Genomic DNA, 26,644 nt, shown 5'->3' on the forward strand with positions numbered 1-26,644 from the left:
TTCGCCATCCGCGAAGGCGGCAAGACCGTCGGCGCCGGCGTGGTCGCCAAGATCATCGAGTGATGTGATTCGGAGGGGTATAGCTCAATTGGCAGAGCGTCGGTCTCCAAAACCGAAGGTTGTAGGTTCGATTCCTACTGCCCCTGCCACCTGATCCAGGTGGCCCCCGAAAAAGCCCGTCACTTGCCTGACGGGCTTTAGCGTCTGAATGGCGCACGTGTTTGATTGCAGCATTAGGGCCGAAATGGCGACTTCGCAAGTTGAAACTGTCAGTACCGGCGCGGACAAGGCCAAGTTGGCCGTGTCCGCGGCGCTCGTCATTGCGGCGCTGGCTGGCTTTTACCTGCTGGGCAAGCAGGGCCAGGTGGCCCAGTGGGGCGCGCTGATCGTCGGTCTGGCCGCTGCCGTGGCGCTGTTCTTCAGCAGCGAACCCGGCCGCCAGCTGATCGCCTTCGGCCGCGATGCCTGGCGCGAGGTCAAGAAGGTCGTCTGGCCCACGCGCAAGGAATCCATGCAGATGACGGCGTACGTGTTCGCCTTCGTCGTGATCATGGCCTTGTTCCTGTGGTTCACGGACAAGACCTTGGAATGGGTGCTGTACGACCTCATCTTGGGCTGGAAGCGATAAATGACTGACGCAGTGGAATCTTCCGCGACGGACGCCGTGCCGGCTCCGGCCAACCCGGACTTCCGGTGGTACATCGTCCATGCCTATTCGGGCATGGAGAAGGCGGTCGAGCGCAACATCACCGAACGCATCACGCGCGCGGGCATGCAGTCCAAGTTCGGCCGCATCCTGGTGCCGACCGAAGAGGTCGTCGAGGTCAAGAACGGCCAGCGCCGCACGACCGAGCGCCGCCTGTTCCCGGGCTACGTGTTCGTCGAGATGCTGATGGACGACGAGTCCTGGCACCTGGTCAAGCACACCAACAAGGTGACCGGTTTCGTCGGTGGCGCCAAGAACCGCCCGGCGCCGATCTCGGACGACGAGGTCGTCAAGATCGTCAGCCAGATGCAGGAAGGCGTGGAAAAGCCGCGCCACAAGGTCGAGTTCCTGGTCGGCGAGTACGTGCGCGTCAAGGAAGGCCCCTTCACCGACTTCAACGGTTCGGTCGAGGAAGTCAACTACGACAAGAACAAGGTTCGCGTGTCGGTCACGATCTTCGGCCGCGCCACCCCGGTCGAGCTGGAATTCAGCCAGATCGAGAAGACCTGAGCCTTTTCATTTCCCGGCCCCGCGTTTTCCAGGCTCGCGCGGGGCAGTAGCAAGCAAGAGCCCCCACCCCCGGGGAGCCAGGCAGCGCTGTCTGGCGTCAGCACCCGCAAGGAGTTTTTCCATGGCGAAGAAAATCGTCGGCTTCATCAAGCTGCAAGTGCCAGCTGGTAAGGCCAACCCGTCCCCCCCGATCGGCCCGGCCCTGGGCCAGCGCGGCCTGAACATCATGGAGTTCTGCAAGGCGTTCAACGCCCAGACCCAAGGCGTCGAGCCGGGTCTGCCGCTGCCGGTGGTGATCACCGCGTTCGCGGACAAGAGCTTCACCTTCGTCATCAAGACCCCGCCCGCGACGGTCCTGATCAAGAAGGCCGTCAAGCTGGACAAGGGTTCTGCCACGCCGCACACCGTCAAGGTCGGCAAGATCACGCGCGCCCAGCTCGAAGAGATCGCCAAGACCAAGCTGAAGGACATGAACGCCGCCGACGTGGATGCCGCCATCCGCACGCTGGCCGGTTCCGCCCGTTCCATGGGCATCACGGTGGAGGGCGTCTAAATGACCAAGCTGACCAAGAAGCAAAAGGCCCTGCAGGGCAAGGTCGACAGCACCAAGCTGTACGCCCTGGCCGACGCACTGGCCATCGTCAAGGAAGCCGCCACCGCCAAGTTCGATGAGTCCATCGACGTGGCCGTGCAGCTGGGCATCGACGCCAAGAAGTCCGACCAGGTCGTGCGTGGCGCCGTCGTGCTGCCCAACGGCACCGGCAAGACCAAGCGCGTCGCCGTGTTCGCCCAGGGCGCCAAGGCCGAAGAAGCCAAGGCCGCTGGTGCCGACATCGTCGGCATGGACGACTTGGCCGCCCAGGTCAAGGCCGGCGACATGCCCTTCGACGTGGTCATCGCCGCGCCGGACGCCATGCGCGTGGTCGGTACGCTGGGCCAGATCCTGGGCCCGCGCGGCCTGATGCCGAACCCCAAGGTCGGCACCGTGACGCCCGACGTGGCCACGGCCGTGAAGAACGCCAAGGCTGGCCAGGTCCAGTTCCGCGTCGACAAGGCCGGCATCATCCACGGCACCATCGGCCGCCGCTCGTTCGATTCGGACAAGCTGCAAGGCAACCTGGTGGCCCTGATCGATGCGCTGAACAAGGCCAAGCCGGCTTCCAGCAAGGGCCTGTACCTGCGCAAGGTGGCGGTCTCGTCGACCATGGGTGTGGGCGTCCGCGTGGACACCCAGTCCATCTCGGCGTAATCGCAAGAAATTTGGGCCACTCCGCAAGGGGTGGCTCAAGGTGGTGGGCCGGGGGGTCGCAAGACCGCCCGGGCCATCCAAGACCGTTGGTGTCCCAGAGCCCATGGCGAAGGGACTTAATCGCGTAAGCAGCCAACGCAGATGGCGATCCCGCTGCAGATGGAATTTTCCTGAACAGTTGGTCGCTGCAAGAAGGCGTGTCGGAAGGCCCCGGCCCGAAGACACAAACTAAGGAGTAGACCTTGAGTCTGAATCGCAGTGAGAAAGAAGCGGTCATCACCGAAGTGACCGGCCTCGCCGCAAATGCTCAGACGCTCGTGATGGCGGAATACCGCGGCATCACGGTCGCCGACATGACCCGACTGCGCTCCACCGCGCGCAGCGCCGGTGTGAGCCTGTCCGTGTTGAAGAACACGCTGGCCCGCCGCGCTGTGGCCGGCAGCCCATTCGAAGTCGCGTCCGACCAGATGACCGGTCCGCTGATCTATGGCTTCTCCGTCGACGCCGTGGCCGCCGCGAAAGTGGTGTCCGAGTTCGCGAAGACCAACGACAAGTTGGTCATTCGCGGCGGTGCGTTCGCCGGCAAGGCCCTGGATGTCAACGGCGTCAAGCAACTGGCGAACATCCCTTCCAAGGAAGTCCTGCTGGCCCAACTGTGCGGCCTGCTGATGTCCCCGATCTCGCGCACGGCCGTGGTGCTGGGCGCGCTGGCGGCCAAGAAGGGCGAAGGCGCAGAACCCGCAGCCGAGGCTCCCGCAGCCGAAGCCGCCGCAGCCTGATCGAGCGATCGCGCGGCACAACCAACTTATTTAGGAAATCAAAATGGCATTCGATAAAGACGCATTCCTGACCGCCCTCGACAGCATGACGGTCCTCGAACTCAACGACCTGGTCAAGGCCATCGAAGAGAAGTTCGGCGTGAGCGCAGCCGCCATGGCTGCTCCCGCTGCTGGCGGCGGCGGCGCCGCTGCCCCGGCGGCCGAAGAGAAGACCGAATTCAACGTCGTGCTGGTCGAAGCCGGCGCGAACAAGGTCTCCGTCATCAAGGCCGTGCGCGAAATCACGGGCCTGGGCCTGAAGGAAGCCAAGGACCTGGTCGACGGCGCTCCGAAGAACGTCAAGGAAGGCATTGCCAAGGCCGACGCCGACGCTGCCAAGAAGAAGCTGGAAGAAGCCGGCGCCAAGGTCGAACTCAAGTAATTCTGGGTTCTGCCAAGGCTGGAGCGTCCGACAGGGCCTCCAGCCTTTGGTGCTTGTGGGGTGTTGCAAGGCACCCCGCTGCAGAAGGCAGCCGAAAGCGGTCCAATCCCCTTTCGAGTGTCTTTTGACTCGACTGCAAAAGACGACTTGGTACGGGCGATGTGCAATGCATCGCCGTCCGCCAGAGGTTGGTAGTGGCCAGCCGCCAAGTACACCGCACAGGAGCATGTGGCGGTGCCTCAGTCGCAGGATTTGTATCCTCGCCCGGAGAATTCATGGCCTATACCTACACCGAACGAAAGCGCATTCGCAAGAACTTTGGCAGCCGCGATAGCGTGTTGGACGTTCCCTACCTGCTGCAGATGCAAAAGGACGCGTACACCGCGTTCCTGCAGGCGGATGTCGTCCCCTCCAAGCGCGTCAACGAAGGCTTGCAGGCGGCGTTCGAAGCGGCCTTCCCCATCGTCTCGCACAACGGCTACGTCGAGATGAAGTACGTCGAGTACAACCTGGCAAAGCCGGCCTTCGACGTGCGCGAGTGCCAGACGCGCGGCCTGACCTTCGCCTCGGCCGTGCGCGCCCGCGTCCAGCTGATCATCTACGACCGCGAGTCCTCCACGCCGCAGTCCAAGGTCGTCAAGGAAGTCAAGGAGCAGGAGGTCTACATGGGCGAGGTGCCCCTGATGACCGAGAAGGGCTCCTTCATCGTCAACGGCACCGAGCGCGTGATCGTCTCGCAGCTGCACCGTTCGCCGGGCGTGTTCTTCGAGCACGACAAGGGCAAGACGCACAGCTCGGGCAAGCTGCTGTTCTCCGCACGCATCATTCCCTACCGCGGCTCCTGGCTGGACTTCGAGTTCGACCCGAAGGACATCCTGTACTTCCGCGTCGACCGCCGCCGCAAGATGCCGGTCACGATCCTGCTCAAGGCCATCGGCCTGAACCCGGAATCGATCCTGGCGAACTTCTTCGTCAACGACAACTTCCGCCTGATGGACAGCGGCGCGCAGATGGAGTTCGTCTCCGAGCGCCTGCGTGGCGAGATCGCCCGCTTCGACATCACCGACAAGTCGGGCAAGGTCATCGTGGCCAAGGACAAGCGCGTCACCGCGCGCCACACGCGTGAGCTCGAGCAATCCGGCACCACGCACATCAGCGTGCCCGAAGACTTCCTGATCGGCCGCGTGGTCGCGCGCAACATCGTCGACGCCGACACCGGCGAGATCATCGCCAAGGCCAACGACGAGCTGACCGAAGCGCTGCTCAAGAAGCTGCGTGCCGCTGGCGTGCAGGAACTGCCCGCGATCTACACCAACGAACTCGACCAGGGCGCCTACATCAGCCAGACCCTGCGTTCGGACGAAACCGCCGACGAGTTCGCCGCGCGCGTGGCCATCTACCGCATGATGCGCCCCGGTGAACCGCCGACCGAAGACGCCGTGCAGGCCCTGTTCCAGCGCCTGTTCTACAACCCGGACACCTACGACCTGTCGCGCGTGGGCCGCATGAAGTTCAACGCCAAGGTCGGCCGCGACGAATCCACCGGCCCGATGGTGCTGACCAACGAGGACATCCTCGCCGTGGTCAAGATCCTCGTGGACCTGCGCAACGGCCGCGGCGAAGTCGACGACATCGACCACCTGGGCAACCGCCGCGTGCGTTGCGTGGGCGAGCTGGCCGAGAACCAGTACCGCGCCGGCCTCGCCCGCATCGAGAAGGCTGTCAAGGAACGCCTGGGCCAGGCCGAGCAAGAGCCGCTGATGCCGCACGACCTGATCAACTCCAAGCCGATTTCCGCGGCCCTGAAGGAGTTCTTCGGTGCGTCCCAGCTGTCGCAGTTCATGGACCAGACCAACCCGCTGTCCGAGATCACGCACAAGCGCCGCGTCTCGGCCCTGGGCCCGGGCGGTCTGACCCGCGAACGCGCCGGCTTCGAGGTGCGCGACGTGCACGTGACCCACTATGGCCGCGTCTGCCCGATCGAAACGCCGGAAGGCCCGAACATCGGCCTGATCAACTCGCTGGCCCTGTACGCCCGCCTGAACGAGTACGGCTTCATCGAGACGCCGTACCGCCGCGTCGTGGACGGCAAGGTCACCGACCAGATCGACTACCTGTCGGCCATCGAGGAAGGCAAGTACGTCATCGCCCAGGCCAACGCCGAACTCAACGAGCAAGGCCAGCTGACCGGCGAACTGGTGTCGGCGCGCGAGAAGGGTGAATCCATCCTGGTCAGCGCCGAGCGCATCCAGTACATGGACGTGTCGCCCGCGCAGATCGTCTCCGTGGCCGCCTCGCTCGTGCCCTTCCTGGAGCACGACGATGCGAACCGCGCGCTGATGGGCGCGAACATGCAGCGCCAGGCCGTGCCCGTGCTGCGGCCCGAGAAGCCGCTGGTCGGCACCGGCATCGAGCGCGTCTCCGCGGTCGACTCCGGCACCGTGGTCACGGCCCGCCGCGGCGGCATCGTCGACTACGTGGACGCCACCCGCATCGTGGTGCGCGTGAACGACGACGAGGCGGTGGCCGGCGAAGTCGGCGTGGACATCTACAACCTGATCAAGTACCAGCGTTCCAACCAGAACACCAACATCCACCAGCGTCCCATCGTCAAGCGCGGCGACCTGCTGGCCAAGGGCGACGTGGTGGCCGATGGCGCTTCCACCGACCTGGGTGAACTGGCACTGGGCCAGAACATGCTGATCGGCTTCATGCCCTGGAACGGCTACAACTTCGAAGACTCGATCCTGATCTCCGAACGCGTGGTCGCCGACGACCGCTACACCTCGATCCACATCGAGGAACTCGTGGTGATGGCCCGCGACACCAAGCTGGGTGCCGAGGAAATCACGCGCGACATCCCGAACCTGGCCGAGCAGCAGCTCAACCGCCTGGACGAGTCCGGCATCATCTACGTGGGCGCCGAAGTCATGCCCGGCGACACGCTGGTCGGCAAGGTCACGCCCAAGGGCGAGACCACGCTGACGCCGGAAGAAAAGCTGCTGCGCGCCATCTTCGGCGAGAAGGCTTCCGACGTGAAGGACACCTCGCTGCGCGTGGACCAGGGCTCGCAGGGCACGGTCATCGACGTGCAGGTGTTCACGCGCGAAGGCATCCAGCGCGACAAGCGCGCCCAGCAGATCATCGACGACGAGCTCAAGCGCTTCCGCCTGGACCTGAACGACCAGCTGCGCATCGTCGAGGCCGACGCGTTCGACCGGATCGAGAAGCTGCTGAACGGCCGCGTCGCCAATGGTGGCCCGCAGCGTCTGGCCAAGGGCACCAAGATCGACAAGGCCTACCTGGCCTCGGTCGAGAAGTTCCACTGGTTCGACATCCGCCCGGCGGAGGACGAAGTGGCCGCCCAGCTCGAGTCGATCAAGAACTCGATCGAGCAGCAGCGCCACAGCTTCGACCTGGCCTTCGAAGAAAAGCGCAAGAAGCTCACGCAGGGCGACGAGCTGCCCGCGGGCGTGCTCAAGATGGTCAAGGTCTACCTGGCCGTCAAGCGCCGCCTGCAGCCCGGCGACAAGATGGCCGGCCGCCACGGCAACAAGGGCGTGGTGTCCAAGATCGTCCCGATCGAAGACATGCCCTACATGGCCGACGGAACGCCGTGCGACATCTGCCTGAACCCGCTGGGCGTGCCTTCGCGCATGAACGTGGGCCAGGTGCTGGAAGTGCACCTGGGCTGGGCGGCCAAGGGCATCGGCCAGCGCATCGGCGACATGCTGCAGCGTGAGGCGCGTGCCAACGAGCTGCGCGGCTACCTGGAGTCGGTCTACAACAGCGCCGGCCGCAAGGAAGACCTGTCGCAGCTGGACGACGGCCAGGTGCTAGAGATGGCGCAGAACCTGTCGCAGGGCGTGCCCTTCGCGACGCCTGTGTTCGACGGCGCGGCCGAGGAAGACATCCGCGCCATGCTCAAGCTGGGCTACCCGGACGAGATCGCCGCGGCCAAGGGCCTGACGGAGACGCGCACCCAGGCCTACCTGTTCGACGGCCGGACCGGCGAGCGCTTCGAGCGCCCGACCACCGTGGGCTACATGCACTTCCTGAAGCTGCACCACCTGGTGGACGACAAGATGCACGCGCGTTCGACCGGCCCGTACTCGCTGGTCACGCAGCAACCGCTGGGCGGCAAGGCCCAGTTCGGCGGCCAGCGTTTCGGGGAAATGGAAGTGTGGGCGCTGGAAGCCTACGGCGCTTCCTACACCCTGCAGGAAATGCTGACCGTGAAGTCCGACGACGTGGTCGGCCGTACCAAGGTGTACGAGTCCATCGTCAAGGGCGAACACGCCATCGAGGCCGGCATGCCGGAATCGTTCAACGTGCTGGTCAAGGAAATCCGCTCGCTCGGCCTGGACATCGAGCTGGAACGCAGCTAATCAGGGCAAGGCAAAGGAAACAACGCTATGAAGTCACTACTCGACCTGTTCAAGCAGTTCACGCCGGATCAGCATTTCGATGCGATCAAGATCGGCATGGCCTCGCCCGAGAAGATCCGTTCCTGGTCCTTCGGTGAGGTGAAGAAGCCCGAGACCATCAACTACCGCACGTTCAAGCCCGAGCGCGACGGCCTGTTCTGCGCCAAGATCTTCGGCCCCATCAAGGACTACGAGTGCCTGTGCGGCAAATACAAGCGCCTCAAGCACCGCGGCGTGATCTGCGAGAAGTGCGGCGTCGAAGTCACGCAGACCAAGGTGCGCCGCGAGCGCATGGGCCACATCGACCTGGCCGCGCCTTGCGCCCACATCTGGTTCCTCAAGAGCCTGCCCTCGCGTCTGGGCCTGGTGCTGGACATGACGCTGCGCGACATCGAGCGCGTGCTGTACTTCGAAGCGTACGTCGTGACCGATCCCGGCATGACCCCGCTCAAGAAGTACGCGATCATGACCGAGGACGACCATGATGCGAAGCGCAAGGAATACGGCGACGAATTCCAGGCCAAGATGGGTGCCGAGGGCATCAAGGACCTGCTCGAGAGCATCGACATCGACGATGCCATCGAGAAGCTGCGCAACGACCTGACGGGCTCGGAAGTCAAGATCAAGAAGAACGCCAAGCGCCTGAAGCTCCTGGAAGCGTTCAAGAAGTCCGGCATCAAGCCCGAGTGGATGGTGCTGGACGTGCTGCCCGTGCTGCCGCCGGACCTGCGTCCGCTGGTGCCGCTGGATGGCGGCCGCTTCGCGACCTCCGACCTGAACGACCTGTACCGCCGCGTCATCAACCGCAACAGCCGTCTGCGCCGTCTGCTGGAGCTGAAGGCGCCGGAAATCATCGCGCGCAACGAGAAGCGCATGCTGCAGGAGGCCGTGGACTCCCTGCTGGACAACGGCCGCCGTGGCAAGGCCATGACGGGCGCGAACAAGCGCGCGCTGAAGTCCCTGGCCGACATGATCAAGGGCAAGAGCGGCCGCTTCCGCCAGAACCTGCTGGGCAAGCGCGTCGACTACTCGGGCCGTTCGGTCATCGTGGTGGGCCCGACGCTCAAGCTGCACCAGTGCGGCCTGCCCAAGCTGATGGCGCTGGAGCTGTTCAAGCCCTTCATCTTCTCGCGCCTGGAAGCCATGGGCATCGCGACCACGATCAAGGCCGCGAAGAAGGAAGTCGAATCCGGCACGCCGGTGGTCTGGGACATCCTGGAAGAGGTCATCAAGGAGCACCCGGTCATGCTGAACCGTGCTCCGACGCTGCACCGTCTGGGCATCCAGGCCTTCGAGCCCATCTTGATCGAAGGCAAGGCCATCCAGCTGCACCCGCTGGTCTGCGCGGCCTTCAACGCCGACTTCGACGGCGACCAGATGGCCGTGCACGTGCCGCTGTCCGTGGAAGCGCAGATGGAAGCCCGCACGCTGATGCTGGCCTCCAACAACATCCTGTTCCCCGCCTCCGGCGAGCCGTCCATCGTGCCGTCGCAGGACGTGGTGCTGGGTCTGTACTACACGACGCGCGAGCGCATCAACGGCAAGGGCGAAGGCCTGATCTTCGCCGACACCGGTGAAGTGCGCCGTGCCTTCGACGCGGGCGAACTCGATCTGAACGCCAAGATCAACGTGCGCCTGACCGAGTACACCAAGGACAAGGCCACGGGCGAGTTCGTGCCCTCGACCAGCCTCGTGGAAACCACGGGCGGCCGCGCGCTGCTGTCGGAGATCCTGCCCAAGGGCCTGCCCTTCTCGTACCTGAACAAGGCACTGAAGAAGAAGGAGATCTCGCGCCTGATCAACGTCAGCTTCCGCAAGTGCGGCCTGAAGGAGACCGTGGTCTTCGCCGACAAGCTGCTGCAGTCCGGCTTCCGCCTGGCGACCAAGGCCGGCATCTCCATCTGCATCGACGACATGCTGGTGCCCAAGGAGAAGGCCGGCATCATCGCGCGCGCCCAGAAGGAAGTGAAGGAGATCGAGCAGCAGTACGTCTCCGGTCTCGTGACCGCCGGCGAGCGCTACAACAAGGTCGTGGACATCTGGGGCAAGTCGGGCGACGAAGTGTCCAAGGTGATGATGGCCCAGCTGTCCAAGCAGAAGGTCGTCGACCGCCACGGCAAGGAAGTGGACCAGGAGTCCTTCAACTCCATCTACATGATGGCCGACTCCGGTGCGCGCGGTTCCGCAGCGCAGATCCGCCAGGTGGCCGGCATGCGGGGCCTGATGGCCAAGCCGGACGGCTCCATCATCGAGACGCCCATCACGGCGAACTTCCGCGAAGGCCTGAACGTGCTGGAGTACTTCATCTCCACCCACGGTGCGCGAAAGGGTCTGGCCGACACGGCGCTGAAGACGGCGAACTCGGGTTACCTGACGCGCCGCTTGGTCGACGTGACGCAGGACCTGGTCGTGACCGAGGAAGATTGCGGCACGCACGACGGCACGCTGATGCGTGCCATCGTCGAGGGCGGTGAAGTCATCGAATCGCTGCGCGACCGCGTGCTGGGCCGCACCACGGCCGAGGACGTGCTGCACCCCGAGAACCGCTCGGTGCTGCTGGCCGCCGGCGAGATGCTGGAAGAAGACACGATCGACGAGCTGGAATCGGCCGGCGTCGACGAGGTCAAGGTCCGCACCGCGCTGACCTGCGCCACGCGCTTCGGCATCTGCGCCAAGTGCTACGGCCGCGACCTGGGCCGCGGTGGCCTGATCAACGTCGGCGAAGCCGTCGGCGTGATCGCCGCGCAGTCCATCGGCGAACCTGGCACGCAGCTGACGATGCGGACCTTCCACATCGGTGGTGCGGCTTCGCGTGCGGCGATCGCCTCCAGCGTGGAAGCCAAGTCCAGCGGCACGGTGGGCTTCAACGCCACCATGCGCTACGTGACCAACAGCAAGGGCGAGTTGGTGGTGATCGCGCGTTCGGGCGAGATCATCATCTCCGAGCACGGCCGCGAGCGCGAGCGCCACAAGGTGCCCTACGGTGCGACGCTGGCCGTCAAGGCCGACCAGGCCATCAAGGCCGGTACCGTGCTGGCCAACTGGGACCCGCTGACGCGCCCCATCATCACCGAGTTCGCGGGCCGCTCGAAGTTCGAGAACGTGGAGGAAGGCCTCACGGTCGCCCGCCAGGTCGACGAAGTGACGGGCCTGTCCACGCTGGTGGTCATCGACCCCAAGCGCCGCGGCGCCGTAAAGGTCGTGCGTCCGCAGATCAAGCTCGTCGATGCCAACGGCAACGAGGTCAAGATCCCCGGCACCGACCACTCGGTGACGATCGGCTTCCCGATCGGCGCGCTGATCCAGGTGCGCGACGGTGAAGAGGTCGGCCCTGGCGAAGTGCTGGCGCGCATCCCGGTCGAAGGCCAGAAGACGCGCGACATCACCGGCGGTCTGCCGCGGGTGGCCGAGCTGTTCGAAGCCCGCACGCCCAAGGACAAGGGCCTGCTCGCAGAGCAGACCGGTACCGTGTCGTTCGGCAAGGAGACCAAGGGCAAGATCCGCCTGCAGATCACCGATCCGGAAGGCAAGGTCTGGGAAGAGCTCGTGCCCAAGGAAAAGAACATCGTGGTGCACGAAGGCCAGGTGGTCAACAAGGGCGAGTCCATCGTCGACGGTCCGGCCGATCCGCAGGACATCCTGCGCCTGCTGGGTGTCGAGGAACTGGCGCGCTACATCGTCGACGAGGTGCAGGACGTCTACCGCCTGCAGGGTGTGAAGATCAACGACAAGCACATCGAGGTGATCGTTCGCCAGATGCTGCGCCGTGTCGTGGTCGAGAACCCGGGCGAGTCCGGCTACATCGCGGGTGAACAGGTCGAGCGTTCCGAGATCCTGAACACCAACGAGGCGCTGCAGGCCGATGGCAAGATCCCGGCGACCTACAGCAACCTGCTGCTGGGCATCACCAAGGCCTCGCTGTCGACCGACTCGTTCATCTCCGCGGCGTCCTTCCAGGAAACCACGCGCGTGCTGACCGAAGCGGCCATCATGGGCAAGCGCGACGAGCTGCGCGGCCTGAAGGAGAACGTCATCGTCGGCCGCCTGATCCCCGCAGGCACCGGCATGGCCTACCACCAGGCACGCAAGGCCAAGGACGCGATGGACGATGCCGAGCGCCGCGCCATCGCCGAGGCCGAAGCCGCCGAACTGGCAGGCCAGGAAGCCACGGCCGACACCGCGGGCGACGCTCCGGCCGGCGAGTAAGCCGTACCGCACCGCCGGCCTTGTGCCGGCCCGACCCCGGGGTCCCTATCATGGCCCCGGGGTTTTTTTCATGGGTGAACGATCGATGGAGATGCGCAGGTGATGCTCGCGGCCTGGAGTGCCTGGCTGGTCTGGGGCGGCGTGGCCGCCTTGCTGTTGTTCTGGGGGGTCGGCGCCTACAACCGGCTGGTGCGCCTGCGCACCAAGGTCTGGTCCATCTTCGCGAGCCTGGTCGCGCAGCTGGAGCGCTATGCGGCGTGGATGGCCGAGCACGCGCCCGCGCCGCCGCCGGGCGATGCACCACCGCGTGCCGGCGATGCCTGGAGCAATCTGCGCGCCGCCAGTGCGCAGTTCACGGCGTCGTTGGCCGCCGCGCGCGGCAAGCCCTGGGACACGGCCGCCATGGCCGGCCTGGTCGCCGCGCGGGCGGTGCTGGCCATGGCCTGGCAGTACCTGGACGACGAGACGCTGGCGCGCGCGCGCAGCGGCCAGCCGGTGGCGGCGCTGCGCTCGGAATGGGACGCCGTGGGCACCCAGGTGCAGGGCGCCGAGCGCGCCTATGCTGCCGCGGTCGAGGTCTACAACCGCGCGGTGCGCCAGTTCCCGGCCGTGCTGCTGGCCTGGCTGTTCGGCTTCAAGCGGGCGCGCACCTTGTAGCTAAGCATATGCAGACAATGTCTGTCAGGGCTGCATGCCGTCGTGGATACTGGCGCCCCCAGACCACCGACAGACCGAGGAGAAGCTGCCCATGCGATGGAACACGATGCTGGCCGCCGCGGCCAGCCTGGCCGCCACGACGCTGCCGGCCGCCGCACAGGACAAGGATGCCCTGTACCTGCGCAGCCTGGCCGCCACCTGTGCCAACTGCCACGGCACCCAGGGCAAGGCGCAACCGGGCTCCAGCGTGGTGTCGCTGGCGGGCATGCCGGCCGAGCAGCTGACCGCGCAGATGGCCGCGTTCAAGGCCGGCACGCGCAGCGCGACCATCATGCACCAGTTGGCCAAGGGCTACAGCGACGCGCAGATCGCGCAGCTCGCCGCCTACTTCGCAACGCAGAGCAAGTAAGGAGCGGTCCACGATGCAACGACGTTCCTTCCTGCATTCGTCCGCCGGTCTGGCCCTGCTGGGGCTGGCCGGTTGCGCCAGCACCAGCGCCATTCCGTCCAGGGCCAAGGTCGTGGTCATCGGCGGCGGCTACGGCGGCGCCACCGCCGCCAAGTACGTGCGCCTGCTGTCGGACCACAAGATCGACGTGGTGCTGATCGAGCCGAACGAGGCCTTCGTGTCCTGCCCAATCTCCAACCTCGTGGTCGGCGGCAGCCGCCAGATCGCCGAGATCACCTCGCCCTACACCGAACTCACGCGGCGCCATGGCATCGTGCGCGTGCGCGACAGCGCCACCGCCATCGACACCACGGCGCGCAGCGTCAAGCTGGCCGGCGGCGCCACCATCGCCTACGACAAGCTGGTGGTCTCGCCCGGCGTGGAACTGCAGTTCGGCAGCATCGAAGGGCTGCAGGCTGCGCACGCGTCGGGCCAGATCCTGCAGGCCTGGAAGGCCGGCCCGGAGACCGTGGCGCTGCGGCGCCAGCTCGAGGCCATGCCCGACGGCGGCGTCTACGCCATCACCATCCCCGAGGCGCCCTACCGCTGCCCGCCCGGCCCTTACGAACGCGCCAGCCAGGTGGCCTGGTACTTCAAGCATTTCAAGCCGCGCAGCAAGGTGCTGATCCTGGACGCCAACCCGGACGTCACCTCCAAGGGCCCGCTGTTCAAGAAGGTCTGGGCCGAGCAGTACAAGGGCATCGTCGAATACCGCGGGCAGCACAAGACCGTGGCCGTTGACGCCAAGGCTGGCCTGGTCAAGTTCGAGGTGCACGAGGACGTCAAGGCCCAGGTCATCAACGCGCTGCCGTCCATGCGCGCAGGCGCCATCGCGGTGCAGGCCGGCCTGAACAACATGGCCAACAACCGCTGGTGCGGCGTGAACTACCAGAGCTTCGAATCGACGGCCGCGCGCGACGTGTTCGTCGTCGGCGACTCCATCCAGATCGCGCCGGCCATGCCCAAGAGCGGCCACATGGCCAACAGCCATGCCAAGGTGGCGGCCGCGGCCATCGTGGCGCAGCTGGCGGGTTGGGAGCTGAACCCCGCGCCCATGCTCAACAACACCTGCTACAGCTTCGTCGACGACCGCAACGTGGTGCACGTGGCCAGCGTGCACGCCTACGATGCGGCGGAGAAGACCTTCAAGACCGTGGCGGGCTCCGGCGGCGTGAGCACGGGCCCGACCGAACTCGAAGGTGTCTACGCGATGAACTGGGCACAGAACATCTGGGCGGACACGCTGGGATGAACGCTTGAGCACGACCCAGGCCCCGCCGCTGTGGCGGCAACTGCAGGCCGCAGCGGCGGCGCTGCAGGCCGTGCGCGCCGGCCAGAGCGCGACCACCGCGCTGGCCACCGTGGCGCCGGCCTTGCGGCCGGCCGCCCAGGCCCTGCTGTTCCACGCGCTGCGCCAGCTCGGCCGGGCCGAGGCCCTGCGCAGTCTGTTGGCCAAGCGCGCGCCGGCGCCGCCCGTGGATGCGCTGCTGTGCCTGGCGCTGGCGCTGGTCTGGGACGAGGCGAATGCACCCTACACGCCGTTCACGCTGGTCGATCAGGCCGTCGAGGCGGCGCGGCGCGGCGGGGCGCGCGCACAGTCCGGCTTCGTCAACGCCTGCCTGCGCCGCTTCCTGCGCGAGCGCGAGGCGCTGGTCGCGACCAGCGCGCGCGACCCGGTGGCGCAATGGAACCACCCACGCTGGTGGATCGCGCGCATGCAGCGCGACTGGCCGCAGGACTGGCAGGCCGTGCTGCGGGCCTCCGACCATGCCGCGCCACTCACGCTGCGTGTGAACCGGCGCCGCAGCACGGTGGCCGCCATGCAGGCCCGCCTGCAGGCCGAAGGCATTGCGGCCCAGCCCATCGGCGACGACGGCTTGCTGCTGCCGCGCCCACGCCCGGTGCCCGAGCTGCCGGGCTATGCCGAGGGCGCCTGGTCGGTGCAGGACGCCGCGGCGCAGCTGGCAGCCCCGCTGCTGCTGCAGGGTCTGGCGCGGCCGACGGACCGCCCGCTGCGCCTGCTGGACGCCTGCGCCGCGCCGGGCGGCAAGACTGCCCACCTGCTCGAGTGCGCCGACGCCGAGCTGACCGCGTTGGACGTGGACCCGGCCCGCTGCGCCCGCATCCACGAGAACCTGGCGCGTCTGGGCCTGGCGGCCGAGGTGCGCGCCGCGGACGCGGCCGATGTCGCGGCCTGGTGGGACGGCCGGCCCTTCGACGCCATCTTGCTGGACGCGCCCTGCAGCGCCTCGGGCATCGTGCGGCGCCACCCCGACGTGCGCTGGCTGCGCCGCGAGAGCGACATCGCCCAGCTCGTGGTGCAGCAGGACCGGCTGCTGCAGGCGCTGTGGCCGCTCGTGGCGCCGGGCGGCCGGCTGCTGTTCGCCACCTGTTCGGTGTTTCCGGCCGAAGGCCGCGAGCGCATCGAAACGTTTCTTGCGCACCACAGTGAGGCGCGATTGCTGCCATCGCCCGGCCATTTAATCCCTTGCAGCGCCGCGGCTGCGCCGGCCGTCCCGGACAATCGTCCGCGTGACAACGACGGTTTTTTTTACAGCTTGCTGGAGAAAGGCCCGCGCTAGCGTCTGGCTGGCGCTGCTGCTGGCCTGCGTCTGGGTGCAGGCCGACCCGCCGACGCCGGGCCCGGCGGCGATCACCCAGCTCATGGTGCAACGCGTGGACGGCGAACTGGAGCTCAGCGCCGAGGTGCAGTTCGAGCTCTCCGCGCAGGTGGAGGATGCGCTGCACAAGGGCATTCCCATGTTCTTCGTGGCCGAGGCCGAGATCGTGCGCGAACGCTGGTACTGGACCGACAAGACCGTGGCCAGCGCCACGCGCCACATGCGCCTGGCCTACCAGCCGCTCACGCGGCGCTGGCGGCTCAACGTCGGCGCGCGGCCCATCGAAACTTCCGGCCTGGGCGTCACGCTGGCGCAGACCTTCGATTCGCTGCCCGAGGCACTGGCCAGCGTGCAGCGCTTCGGCCGCTGGCCCATCGCGCGCACCGCCGACATCCCCAGCGACAGCGCGCACCTGCTGCGCTTTCGCTTCGGTCTGGACGTGTCCCAGCTGCCGCGGCCGTTCCAGATCGGTGCGGTCGGCCAGTCCGAATGGAGCATCGCGGCCAGCGCCAGCGTGAAGCTGCCGGCGGAAGGCGGCAAGTGAGCAGCGGCCTGCCGCAGGCCACCGGTGGCGTGGACCCGCGCCGCGCCCGCGCCATCCGCTGGGCCGTGGGCATCGGCGCCGCCGTGATCCTGGGCCTGGGCCTGGTGCTGCTGTTCCTGCTGGCCCAGGCCACCAACAACCGCGAACTCTACGAGCGCAACTACGCGCGGCTGTTCGTGCTCAACGTGGTGGTCGCCAGCGTGCTGGCGGCCGTGATCCTGTGGGCCATGGTGCGGCTGGCCATCCGCGTGCGGCGTGGGCGCTTCGGCAGCCGGCTGCTGGTCAAGCTGGCCGCCATCTTCGCGCTGGTCGGGCTGGTGCCGGGTCTGGTCATCTATGTCGTGTCCTACCAGTTCGTCTCGCGCTCCATCGAAAGCTGGTTCGACGTCAAGGTCGAGGGGGCGCTGGATGCGGGCGTGAACCTGGGTCGCACCACGCTGGAGGTGCTGGCCAACGACCTGGGCAACAAGACGCGCATCGCCAGCGGCCAACTCGCCGAGGTGCCGGACGCCGCCGCCGGCCTGGCGCTGGAGCGCATCCGCGACCAGCTCGCCGCCAGCGAGGTCGTGCTCTGGAGCGCCAGCGGGCAGCTGATCGCCAGCGCCGGTCAGTCCAGCGTGCTGCTGACACCCGAGCGTGTCACGGCCCAGCAGCTGCGCAACGCGCGCAACCAGCGCGTGGTCGCCATGGTCGAGGGCCTGGACGATCCCGTTCCCGGGGTTGCGGCGCAGGGCCGCGTCAAGGCCCTGGCGCTGGTGCCCAGCGCCAGCGTGGGCCTGCTGGCCGAGCCGCGCTTCCTGCAGGCCAGCCAGCGCCTGCCCCAGGTGCTGGTGGACAACGCGCTGGCCGTGCAGGAAGCCAACCGCGAATACCAGGAGCGCGCGCTGGCCCGCGCCGGCCTGCAGCGCATGTACATCGGCACGCTCACGCTGAGCCTGTTCCTCGCGGTGTTCGGTGCCGTGCTGCTGGCGGTGCTGCTGGGCAACCAGCTGGCCCGGCCGCTGCTGCTGCTGGCCCATGGCGTGCGCCAGGTGGCCGCGGGCGACCTCACGCCCAAGGCGGTGCTGCAAAGCCGCGACGAGCTGGCCGGCCTCACGCGCTCGTTCGCCGACATGACGCAACAGCTGCTCGATGCGCGCCAGGCCGCCGACCACAGCATGGAGCAGCTCGACCATGCACGCGCGAACCTGCAGACCATCCTGGACAACCTGACCTCGGGCGTCATCGTGCTCGATGCGCAGGGCCGCGTGCTCTCGTCCAACCCCGGTGCCACGCGCATCCTGCGCGCGCCGCTGGCCGCCTTCGAGGGCCAGCCGCTCGCCGCAGTGGCGGGCCTGGACGGGCTGGCGCAGAGCGTGCAGACCCAGTTCGAGCGGCTCGACGAAGGCCGCGACCACCACGGCCTGGACCACTGGCAGCAGCCCTTCGAGCTGCATGCCGCGCAGTCGGCGTTCTCGCAGGATGCCGTGGTGCTGCTGGCGCGCGGCGCGCAACTGCCCGACCAGACGCGGCTGCTGGTGTTCGACGACATCTCCGAGATCGTGTCGGCCCAGCGCGCCCAGGCCTGGGGCGAAGTGGCGCGCCGGCTCGCCCACGAGATCAAGAACCCGCTCACGCCGATCCAGCTGTCGGCCGAGCGGCTGCAGATGAAGCTCGAGCCCAAGCTCGAGGGCGAGTCCGAGCGCGCGCTGCTGGCCAAGTCCGTGCGCACCATCGTCGAGCAGGTCGACGCCATGAAGCGGCTGGTCAACGAGTTCCGCGACTACGCGCGTCTGCCCGCCGCCGACCTCAAGCCGCTGGACCTCAATGCGCTGGTGCACAACGTGATGCAGCTGTATCCGCAGGAAGGCGCGGCCGTGCCCGTGCTGCTCGACCTGGATCCGCGCTGCCCGCCGATCCGCGGCGATGCCGAACAGCTGCGCCAGGTGATCCACAACCTGCTGCAGAACGCGCAGGACGCCACCGAGGCCGGCGGGCGCGGTGCGACGCTGGAAGACGGTGGTGCCGTGCGGCTGCGCACGCAGTGGCTGGAGCAGGCCCAGCGTGTGCGCCTGTCGGTGCGCGACCAGGGCACGGGCTTTCCGGAAGCCATGCTCAAGCGCGCGTTCGAGCCCTATGTGACGACCAAGCCGCGCGGCACCGGGCTGGGCCTGGCGGTCGTCAAGAAGATCGCCGACGAACACCATGCGCGCATCGACCTTGCAAATCGCGTGGTCGATGGTGCCGTGATCGGTGCGCAAGTGTCGTTATCATTCGCCGTCGATGGCGCGGCCTAGCTGCCCGCTCGACGGCAAACGGCAACTGCGCTTCTTCTGAACAATGGCAAACATACTCGTGGTCGACGACGAACTGGGGATCCGGGACCTGCTCTCCGAGATCCTCAACGACGAAGGCCACAACATCGAGCTGGCCGAGAACGCGGCCCAGGCCCGTGCCGCGCGCGCACGTGGCCGCCCCGACCTCGTGCTGCTGGACATCTGGATGCCCGACACCGACGGGGTGTCGTTGCTCAAGGAGTGGTCGAGCGCCGGCACGCTGACCATGCCGGTCATCATGATGAGCGGCCATGCGACGATCGACACCGCGGTGGAAGCCACCAAGATCGGGGCACATTCCTTCCTCGAGAAGCCCATCACGCTGCAAAAGCTGCTCAAGGCCGTGGAGCAGGCGCTGGCCCGCAACGCCGTGCGCAAGCCGGGACTGCCGGGCGTGGCCATTCCCGGCGTGATCGAGGCCAAGGCCGAGCCGGTCGATGCAGCGGCACTGCCAGGTGCGCCTGGCAACGCCCACGCGATGGCCGTGACCGACAGCGGCCCGCAGGCACGCCAGACCTTCGAGCTGGACAAGCCCCTGCGTGAAGCGCGCGACGGCTTCGAGAAGGCCTACTTCGAATTCCACCTGGCACAGGAAGGCGGCTCGATGACGCGCGTCGCCGAGAAGACCGGCCTGGAGCGCACGCACCTGTACCGCAAGCTCAAACAATTGGGTGTCGATCTCTCGCGCGGCAAACGTGCCGCAATTTGATATATACTCATAGGCTCCCCGGCCCGGTAGCTCAGTTGGTAGAGCAGCGGATTGAAAATCCGCGTGTCGTTGGTTCGATTCCGACCCAGGCCACCAAACAAAACAAGGCGCTGCAATCTTTCAGGTTGCAGCGCCTTTGTCTTTGGCGCGGCTTTCGGGGTTCAGCTCCCCGGCGCAAAGCGCAGTCTGCGGGATGGACCCGTCAGGCGGTAGACGCCATGGCGATGGCGCCCGGTAGCCGCCCCAGCACGCGCGTGGCCTCGGCCTGCTCGGCCGGGCTCAGCGCCACCAGCGCTTCCATGCGCCCCGCCGTCCAGCTGGCAATCGCCAGGCCGTCGCGGTACAGCACGCGCGCGCCGGCCTGGCGCGGCACGCGGCTGCCGGGCAGGATGCTGCCCAGCAGGTTGGCCGGATCGCTGGCCGCCAGGCTGACCAGCTCGCCGTCATGCGCCTGGCGGCGTGTCTGGCGCAGCGCGGCGATCGCCTCGGGCAGCGCGAACTGTTCACCCGCCACGCCCGCGATGAAGCGGCCGCCGCGCAGCTCGCCCCGCGCCTCCAGGCGCCGGTACACGCGCACCAGCTCGCGCCAGCGCGGCAACCAGGGCGCCTCGCGCTCGAGCAGGTTCCAGCACACCACGCCGTAGCGGCGCAGCAGCGCCTGGGCGACATGCTCCAGCGCCTCGGCCTGGGCCGCAGGCGTGGGCTCGGCCGCGGGGCGGCGCACCAGGGTCCAGCGGCCGGCGTCCTGGACGCCGAACAGCGCCATGCCGCGGCGCCGGCGCGCGCTGGCGCTGCGCTTGGCGGCTGGCAGCATCAGCGCGCGCAGGCCGGCCGTGCTGTCGCAATGCACGCATCCATGGGCGACGAGCTCGGCGAGCGCGTCTTCGAGCTCGGCGGGCAACAGCCGCGCGCCCGTCTCGATCTCGTCGAAGAAGGAGGCGCCGTGCGTGGCCAGCCAGTCCAGCACGCGGCGGGCGCGGCCGCTGGCCTGCGCCTCGCCGGACGGAACGGGTGCCAGCTGCGTCCAGATGCCGGCGTGGCGGCGCGGCAGCAGCACGATGGGCGCGGCGCGCAGGGCCACGGCGCCGCCGCCGCGGCCGCCCGTGTCGGCCGGCCGCAGACGGGCCCAGAGGCTGCGGCCTGCGGTCGTGAGTTCGTCCAGCCAGCCGCTGCTGTAGTCGGCCAGCCGCGCGGGCAGCAGCTCGGCCTCCCAGGCGGCGGCCGGCGCTTCGTAGCCCTCGAGCTGGGCCAGCAGGCCGCCCAGGGCCTCGGGTCCGCGCATGCGGCTGGCCGCGCCCACGTGCTGCCACTCGAACAGGAAGCGCATGAAGTCGCGCGGTTCCATGGGTTCGATCTCGCGCCGCAGCTGGTGCAGCGTGTAGCGGTGGATGCGCGCAAGCAGGTGGCGCTCGCACCATTCGGGATCGGGCGCGCCGGGCGTGAAGATGCCCTGCATGGCCGAGCCCTCGCGCTGCAGCGCGGCCAATGCCGCCTGCACGGTGTCGGGCGGCAGGCGCAGCTCGGCCGCCAGCCGGGCCGGCGTGACCGGGCCCAGGCCGGACAGGCGCATGCGCAGCAGCGCCGTGGCGGCGGCGTCCGCATCGGCGGCTTCGCTGGGCGGCACCCGTGCCAGCGGCGGTGCCGCCCGGCCTTCGGGATGCAACTGCTGCAGCAGCGCCAGCCGTTCGGCCGCGACCCACAGGCCCGCCCCGCCGTCCAGCACGAGCCGCGTGGCGCGACCGGCGTTCACCAGCTGCGCCAGCAGACCGGGCCAGTGCGCGGCGCTGGCCGCCTCCGCCTCGGTCAGTACACCCAGGCCGCACAGCGCCTCGTGCAGCTCGTCGGCCGTGCGTGCCTGCGGCCAGGCCTGCTCGCGCACGCTGGCGATGGCACCGGGGTCGAGCTGGCCCAGCGCGTCGCCGCTCTGGGGATCGGCAAAACGTCGGCTTTGCACCGCCTGGGTGCGGCGCTCCTCCAGCGGCGCATCGTCGAGGAAGGCGTAGGGCTTGGCGTTCAAGGCCTCGGCCGCCAGCGGCGAGGGCGCGGGCAGGTCGCGCGCGACCACGGCCACCGAGCCATCGAACAGGCCCTGCAGCACGCGCAGCCAGCCCGTGCTGTCCATGGCCTCGTGTAGGCAGTCGCGCAGTGTCTGCGCCACGAGCGGGTGCTCGGGCACCTCGCGCGGGCCCTGCAGGTTCTCGGCGCAGGCCACCTGGTCGGGGAACACGGCGGCCAGCAGGTCCTCGGACTTCATGCGCTGCAGCTGCGGCGCCACGCGGCGCCCGCCCGTGAAGCGCGGCAGCGCCAGCGCCGTGGTCGCGTTCCAGCGCCAGCGCACACCGAACAGCGGCGCGTCCAGCACGGCCTGCACCAGCACGTCCAGCGCCGTGGCCGGGTGCAGATAGCGCGCGACCTCCTCGAGCGGGAAGCTGTGGCTGGTCGACAGCGAGAGCACGATGGCGTCGTCCGTGGCCGCGGCCTGCAGTTCGAAGTTGAAGCTGCGGCAAAAGCGCTTGCGCAGCGCCAGGCCCCAGGCGCGGTTGAGCCGGCTGCCAAAGGGCGCGTGCAGCACCAGCTGCATGCCGCCGGAGGCGTCGAAGAAGCGCTCCAGCACCACGCACTGCTGCGTGGGCAGCGCCCCCAGCACGGCCAGCGCGCGGTCCAGCGGATCGATCAACTGCTGGGCGGCGTCTTCGTCGAGCCCGAGCTCCTGTTGCAGCCAGTCGCGCGCTGCGGCCGGCTCCGGCCGCAGGCGCTCGGCGAGTTCGGCACGCAGGCGCGAGACGCCCAGCGACAGCGCATCGCTGCGGCCCGGCGCCTCACCCAGCCAGAACGGGATGTTGGGCGCGGCGCCCTGGGCATCCTCCACGCGCACGCGGCCGGGCTCGATCTTGAGGATGCGGTAGCTCGTGTTGCCGAGCTGGAACACATCGCCGGCCAGGCTCTCGACCGCAAAGTCCTCGTTGACGTTGCCGATGGCCTGGGCCTGCGGCTCCAGCAGCACGGTGTAGTCGCCCGCGTCGGGGATGGTGCCGCCCGAGGTCAGCGCCGTCATGCGCGCGCCCTTGCGCTCGCGCAGCAGCTGGTGCACGGCATCGCGGTGCACGTAGCTGCCGCGCTGGCCCTGGCGCGTGCTTGTGCCCTCGGCCAGCATGCGCACCACGGCGTCGAAGTCGGCACGCGACAGGCCCGCGTAGGGCCAGGCGCGGCACACCAGCGCGTAGAGCGCATCCTCGTGCCATTCCTGGCAGGCGGTCTCGGCCACGATCTGCTGGGCCAGCACGTCCAGCGGCTGCGGCACGATGGACAAGGTGTCCAGTTCGCCGCGGCGCACGCAGTCCAGCAGCGCCGCGCATTCCAGCAGCTCGCCCTGCGACTGCGGGAACAGCCGCGCCTTGGGCACGCCGCCCACGGCGTGGCCGGAGCGGCCTGCGCGCTGCAGGAAGGTGGAGATCGCGCGCGGCGAGCCGAGCTGGCAGACCAGGTCGACCTCGCCGATGTCCAGGCCCAGCTCCAGCGAGGCCGTGGCCACCAGCAGCTTGAGTTCACCGCGCTTCAAGCGCTGCTCGGCGTCCAGCCGCAGTTCGCGCGAGAGGCTGCCGTGGTGGGCGGCCACGGCCTCCTTGCCGAGCCGCTCGGCCAGGTGGCGTGTGGCGCGTTCGGCCATGCGCCGCGTGTTGACGAAGACCAGAGTGGTGCGGTGCGCGAGCGCGAGCTCGGCCACGCGGCCGTAGACCTGCTCCCACTGCGCGTTCGACATCACGGCGGCCAGCGGCGTGGGCGGCAGCTCGAGCGCCAGGTCGCGGCGCTTGGCATAACCGATGTCGACGATGGCGCAGTCGGCCTGCCCCTGGGCATCGACGGCTGTCGCGCCGACCAGGAAACGCGCCACCTCGTCGATGGGCTTTTGCGTGGCCGACAGCCCGATGCGCGTGAGCGGCCGGCCGGTCAGGTGCTGCAGCCGTTCCAGGGACAGCGCCAGGTGGCTGCCGCGCTTGTTGGCCGCCAGCGCATGGATCTCGTCGACGATGACGGTGCGCACGCCGCCCAACAGCCGCCTGCCCGAGGCCGAGCCCAGCAGCACGTACAGCGACTCGGGCGTGGTGACCAGGATGTGCGGCGGCTGGCGGATGCTCAGCGCGCGCTCGCGCGCCGGCGTGTCGCCCGTGCGCACGGCCACGCGGATGGCCGGCTCGGGCAGGCCGCGCGCGGCGAGTTCGGCGCGGATGCCTTCAAGCGGCGCCGTGAGGTTCAGCGCAATGTCGTTGGACAAGGCCTTGAGCGGCGAGACGTAGACCACCTGCGTGCCGTCGGCCAGGCCGGCGGGGGACAGGCCCTGGCGCACGAGATCGTCCAGCGCCGCGAGGAAGGCCGTCAGCGTCTTGCCCGAGCCTGTCGGCGCCGCCACCAGCGTGTGGCGGCCCGCGCGGATGCTGGGCCAGGCGGCGCGCTGGGCCGGCGTGGCGCGTCGGAAGGTCTGGCGGAACCAGGCTGCGACGGCGGGGTGGAAGGCGCGCAGGGGCATCGGCCCGCGATTGTGGCCGGCGCGCCGTGCGCTGTCAGTCCGCCAGCCGGATCGCCCCTTCGGCCAGGTAGCGTTTGAAGTCCGCGATGGGCATGGCGGTGCTGCCGCGCACCTCGCCGCCTTCGTCGTGCCAGCTCAGGGTGGCGTCCTGCGCCGTGGTCGTGACCTCGACCGGCCCCTTGCGGATCGGAATCAGCGGGCCGTCGCCCTCGCGGTACTCCACCTTGCCCGTGATCTCAGCCTTCTGTGCCATGCGCAACTCCCTTGGACACCGTGTCCGTTCGGCGCAGCATCCGCGAGCTCCGCCTGGCGCGCCAGCGGACGGCAGGCGTTGCCGCCGTGGGTGTTCTCCTACGGTGCGCCGGCGCCGCTCTGGGCAGAATGCGCCGACCTCGCAGCCAGGACCCCCGATGCTCATCACTCTCGCCAGCGGCGCCACCGTCGTGCTTTCCAGCTTCCTGCTGTTCCTCGTGCAGCCCATCCTGGCCAAGCAGATCCTGCCCTGGTTCGGCGGCAGCTCGGCGGTGTGGACGGTCAGCATGGTGTTCTTCCAGTGCGCGCTGCTGGCGGGCTACCTTTATGCCCACTGGCTGCAGGCGCGGCCGCCGCGCATGCAGCGCGTGGTGCACCTGGCGCTGCTGGCGGCCGCGCTGCTGACCCTGCCCATCGTGCCCGATGCGGTCTACAAACCGGCCGGCGAGGCCGATGCCGCACGCGGCATCCTCGCGCTGCTGGTCGTCACCGTGGGCCTGCCCTACATGTCGCTGGCCGCCACCTCGCCGCTGTTGCAGCGCTGGTTGAGCCAGGCCGTGGCGCCGGCGCAGCAGCTCCGGGTCTATCGGCTGTTCGCCTGGTCCAACGCAGGCTCCCTGGCGGCGCTGCTGGCCTATCCCTTCCTGGTGGAGCCCTGGTTCGACAGCGGCATCCAGTCGCGCGCCTGGAGCGTGGCCTACGGGGTGTTCGCACTGGCCTGCGCCGGCGTGGCCTGGCGCGCGACCGGGGTGGCGCTGCCGGCCGGTGCCGGCGCGGCCACGCTGGGCCAGGCCGTGCAGGCCGCCGAGCCGGTGCCCGGCCTGGGCCGCCATGCGGTCTGGACGCTGCTGGCCATGCTGCCCTCGGCCCTGCTGCTGGCCGTGACCACGCACATGACGCAGAACGTGGCCTCCATTCCCTTCCTGTGGATCGTGCCGCTGGCGCTGTACCTGCTGTCTTTCATGCTGGTCTTCGAGGGCCGCGGCGGGCGCGGCTGGTACCTGGGCCCGGTCGCGCGCCGGCTCTGGCTGCTGCCCACGCTGGCCGTGACCGTGGCCATGGCCTGGGCGCTGTCGGCCAGCAACGGCGTGCTGCACATCCAGTACGCGATCCCGCTGTTCGCCAGCGGCCTGTTCCTGGTGTGCATGGTTTGCCACGGCGAGATGGCGGCCCTGCGGCCGGCGCCGCAGCACCTCACGCGCTTTTACCTGTGCATGGCACTGGGCGGTGCCATCGGCGGGCTGGGCGTGGGTCTGGTCGCGCCGCGCGTGCTGACGGCCTACTGGGAGCTGCCCGGCCTGCTGCTGGCCGTGACGCTCGTGGGCCTGCTGGCCGGCTGGCGTGCCGGCTTGGGGCGCTGGTCGCTGCGCGCGCTGCCCCTGGCGGCCGCGCTGGCGGCCGTGGGCGGCGTGGCCTGGTACGGCCTGGAGTACGTGCGCGCCTTGCACCAGGGCAGCATCGCCAGCGCGCGCAACACCTACGGCATGCTGCGCGTGACGCAGGCCGGCAGCGGCGAGGACGAAGTGCGCCGGCTGCTGCACGGCACCATCATGCACGGCGAGCAGTACACGGCCGAGGACCGGCGCCGCCTGCCTACCAGCTACTACGGCGAGACCAGCGGCATCGGCCGCCTGCTGGCCTTCAAGGGCGAGGCCGGGTCGCTGCGCGTGGGCTCGGTGGGCCTGGGCACGGGCACCTTGCTGAGCTATGCGCGCGGCGGCGACGACTACGTGGTCTACGAGCTCGACGCCCAGGTGGTCGAGGCCGCGCGGCGCTGGTTCCGCTACATCGCCGACGCGCCGACCACGCCGCAGCTGCGCCTGGGCGACGCCCGCCTGTCGATGGAGCGCGAACTGGCCGAGGGCCGGCCAGGCGGCTACGACGTGATCGCGGTCGACGCGTTCTCCAGCGATTCCATTCCCGTGCACCTGCTCACGCGCGAGGCGCTGGGCGTCTACATGGCGCACCTGAAACCCGACGGGCTGGTGGCCTTCCACATCTCCAACCGCTACCTGGACCTTTCGCCGGTGGTGGCGCAGCTGGCCCAGTCCCATGGGCTCGTCGCCTGGCAGGTCGACGACAGCCCGGTGGAGGACCACCTGAGCTTCACGAGCTGGGTGCTGGTCGGCCGCAGCATCCCCGACCGTCTGCAGGAGGCCGGCTGGCTGCTGGCGCCCACGCCCGGTGCGCCGCTCTGGACCGACCAGTACAACAACCTGTTCAAGACGCTCAAGTTCTGAAAGCGAAAGGCCCGGCCTTCTCGAAGAAGGGCCGG

The 26,644-nt window shown here is 68.6% G+C and carries 18 protein-coding genes and 2 tRNA genes; 18 read left to right on the forward strand and 2 right to left on the reverse strand.

Annotated features, from left to right (window positions below; all coding sequences use genetic code 11):
* Positions 1-73: 73 nt before the first annotated feature.
* The 17 genes from IE209_RS16695 to IE209_RS16775 all read left to right on the forward strand — a co-directional run bounded on the left by IE209_RS16695 (position 74) and on the right by IE209_RS16775 (position 19,688).
* A tRNA-Trp gene (locus IE209_RS16695) sits at positions 74-149 on the forward strand.
* Positions 150-244: 95 nt separating this feature from the next.
* A complete protein-coding gene (gene secE / locus IE209_RS16700; protein WP_189688088.1) occupies positions 245-628 on the forward strand; it encodes a preprotein translocase subunit SecE in 384 nt (127 codons plus the stop codon).
* On the forward strand, positions 629-1,216 hold the full coding sequence (nusG, locus tag IE209_RS16705; RefSeq protein ID WP_145551135.1) for a transcription termination/antitermination protein NusG: 588 nt from the start codon (positions 629-631) through the stop codon (positions 1,214-1,216).
* Positions 1,217-1,337: 121 nt separating this feature from the next.
* Positions 1,338-1,769: a 50S ribosomal protein L11 gene (gene rplK / locus IE209_RS16710; RefSeq protein WP_145551133.1), complete on the forward strand. Its 432-nt coding sequence runs from the start codon at positions 1,338-1,340 to the stop codon at positions 1,767-1,769.
* Positions 1,770-2,465 (forward strand): 50S ribosomal protein L1, encoded by a 696-nt coding sequence (gene rplA, locus IE209_RS16715; RefSeq protein ID WP_145551132.1) that lies wholly within the window; start codon positions 1,770-1,772, stop codon positions 2,463-2,465. It begins immediately after the preceding gene.
* Positions 2,466-2,707: 242 nt separating this feature from the next.
* Positions 2,708-3,244 (forward strand): 50S ribosomal protein L10, encoded by a 537-nt coding sequence (gene rplJ / locus IE209_RS16720; RefSeq protein WP_145551130.1) that lies wholly within the window; start codon positions 2,708-2,710, stop codon positions 3,242-3,244.
* A gap of 43 nt (positions 3,245-3,287) precedes the next feature.
* Entirely contained in the window at positions 3,288-3,665 is a 378-nt protein-coding gene (gene rplL, locus IE209_RS16725; RefSeq protein ID WP_189688089.1) for a 50S ribosomal protein L7/L12, read from the forward strand.
* Between the two features lie 275 nt (positions 3,666-3,940).
* On the forward strand, positions 3,941-8,053 hold the full coding sequence (gene rpoB / locus IE209_RS16730) for a DNA-directed RNA polymerase subunit beta (RefSeq protein ID WP_189688090.1): 4,113 nt from the start codon (positions 3,941-3,943) through the stop codon (positions 8,051-8,053).
* Between the two features lie 27 nt (positions 8,054-8,080).
* A complete protein-coding gene (rpoC, locus tag IE209_RS16735) occupies positions 8,081-12,298 on the forward strand; it encodes a DNA-directed RNA polymerase subunit beta' (protein ID WP_189688091.1) in 4,218 nt (1,405 codons plus the stop codon).
* A gap of 102 nt (positions 12,299-12,400) precedes the next feature.
* Positions 12,401-12,955, forward strand: a complete 555-nt coding sequence (locus IE209_RS16740) for a LemA family protein (protein ID WP_189688092.1) — start codon at positions 12,401-12,403, stop codon at positions 12,953-12,955.
* A 91-nt stretch (positions 12,956-13,046) separates the two neighbouring features.
* A complete protein-coding gene (locus IE209_RS16745) occupies positions 13,047-13,364 on the forward strand; it encodes a c-type cytochrome (protein ID WP_189688093.1) in 318 nt (105 codons plus the stop codon).
* Between the two features lie 13 nt (positions 13,365-13,377).
* Positions 13,378-14,655, forward strand: a complete 1,278-nt coding sequence (locus tag IE209_RS16750; RefSeq protein WP_189688094.1) for an NAD(P)/FAD-dependent oxidoreductase — start codon at positions 13,378-13,380, stop codon at positions 14,653-14,655.
* A gap of 4 nt (positions 14,656-14,659) precedes the next feature.
* Positions 14,660-15,985, forward strand: coding sequence for a 16S rRNA (cytosine(967)-C(5))-methyltransferase RsmB (rsmB, locus tag IE209_RS16755; RefSeq protein ID WP_189688095.1), 1,326 nt, complete (start codon positions 14,660-14,662; stop codon positions 15,983-15,985).
* A complete protein-coding gene (locus tag IE209_RS16760; protein ID WP_229882905.1) occupies positions 15,936-16,568 on the forward strand; it encodes a DUF4390 domain-containing protein in 633 nt (210 codons plus the stop codon). Before rsmB ends, IE209_RS16760 begins: the two co-directional genes overlap by 50 nt.
* Positions 16,565-18,844 (forward strand): sensor histidine kinase, encoded by a 2,280-nt coding sequence (locus tag IE209_RS16765; RefSeq protein WP_229882906.1) that lies wholly within the window; start codon positions 16,565-16,567, stop codon positions 18,842-18,844. Before IE209_RS16760 ends, IE209_RS16765 begins: the two co-directional genes overlap by 4 nt.
* A 43-nt stretch (positions 18,845-18,887) precedes the next feature.
* The gene (locus IE209_RS16770) at positions 18,888-19,592 is read left to right on the forward strand and encodes a response regulator (RefSeq protein WP_189688097.1); all 705 of its coding nucleotides are present in this window, start codon (positions 18,888-18,890) and stop codon (positions 19,590-19,592) included.
* Positions 19,593-19,612: 20 nt separating this feature from the next.
* Positions 19,613-19,688, forward strand: a tRNA-Phe gene (locus IE209_RS16775).
* Between the two features lie 106 nt (positions 19,689-19,794).
* Here IE209_RS16775 and IE209_RS16780 read toward each other — a convergent pair.
* Complete coding sequence (locus IE209_RS16780; RefSeq protein WP_189688098.1) at positions 19,795-24,117, reverse strand: DEAD/DEAH box helicase; 4,323 nt, start codon at positions 24,115-24,117, stop codon at positions 19,795-19,797.
* A 34-nt stretch (positions 24,118-24,151) separates the two neighbouring features.
* Entirely contained in the window at positions 24,152-24,370 is a 219-nt protein-coding gene (locus IE209_RS16785) for a hypothetical protein (RefSeq protein WP_189688099.1), read from the reverse strand.
* A 157-nt stretch (positions 24,371-24,527) separates the two neighbouring features.
* Between IE209_RS16785 and IE209_RS16790 the strand changes: the two genes are divergently transcribed.
* Complete coding sequence (locus tag IE209_RS16790) at positions 24,528-26,609, forward strand: spermidine synthase (RefSeq protein WP_189688100.1); 2,082 nt, start codon at positions 24,528-24,530, stop codon at positions 26,607-26,609.
* Positions 26,610-26,644: the final 35 nt, after the last annotated feature.

Source organism: Pseudorhodoferax aquiterrae, assembly GCF_014652235.1.
In the GTDB taxonomy this organism is placed as follows: Bacteria; Pseudomonadota; Gammaproteobacteria; order Burkholderiales; family Burkholderiaceae_C; genus Pseudorhodoferax; species Pseudorhodoferax aquiterrae.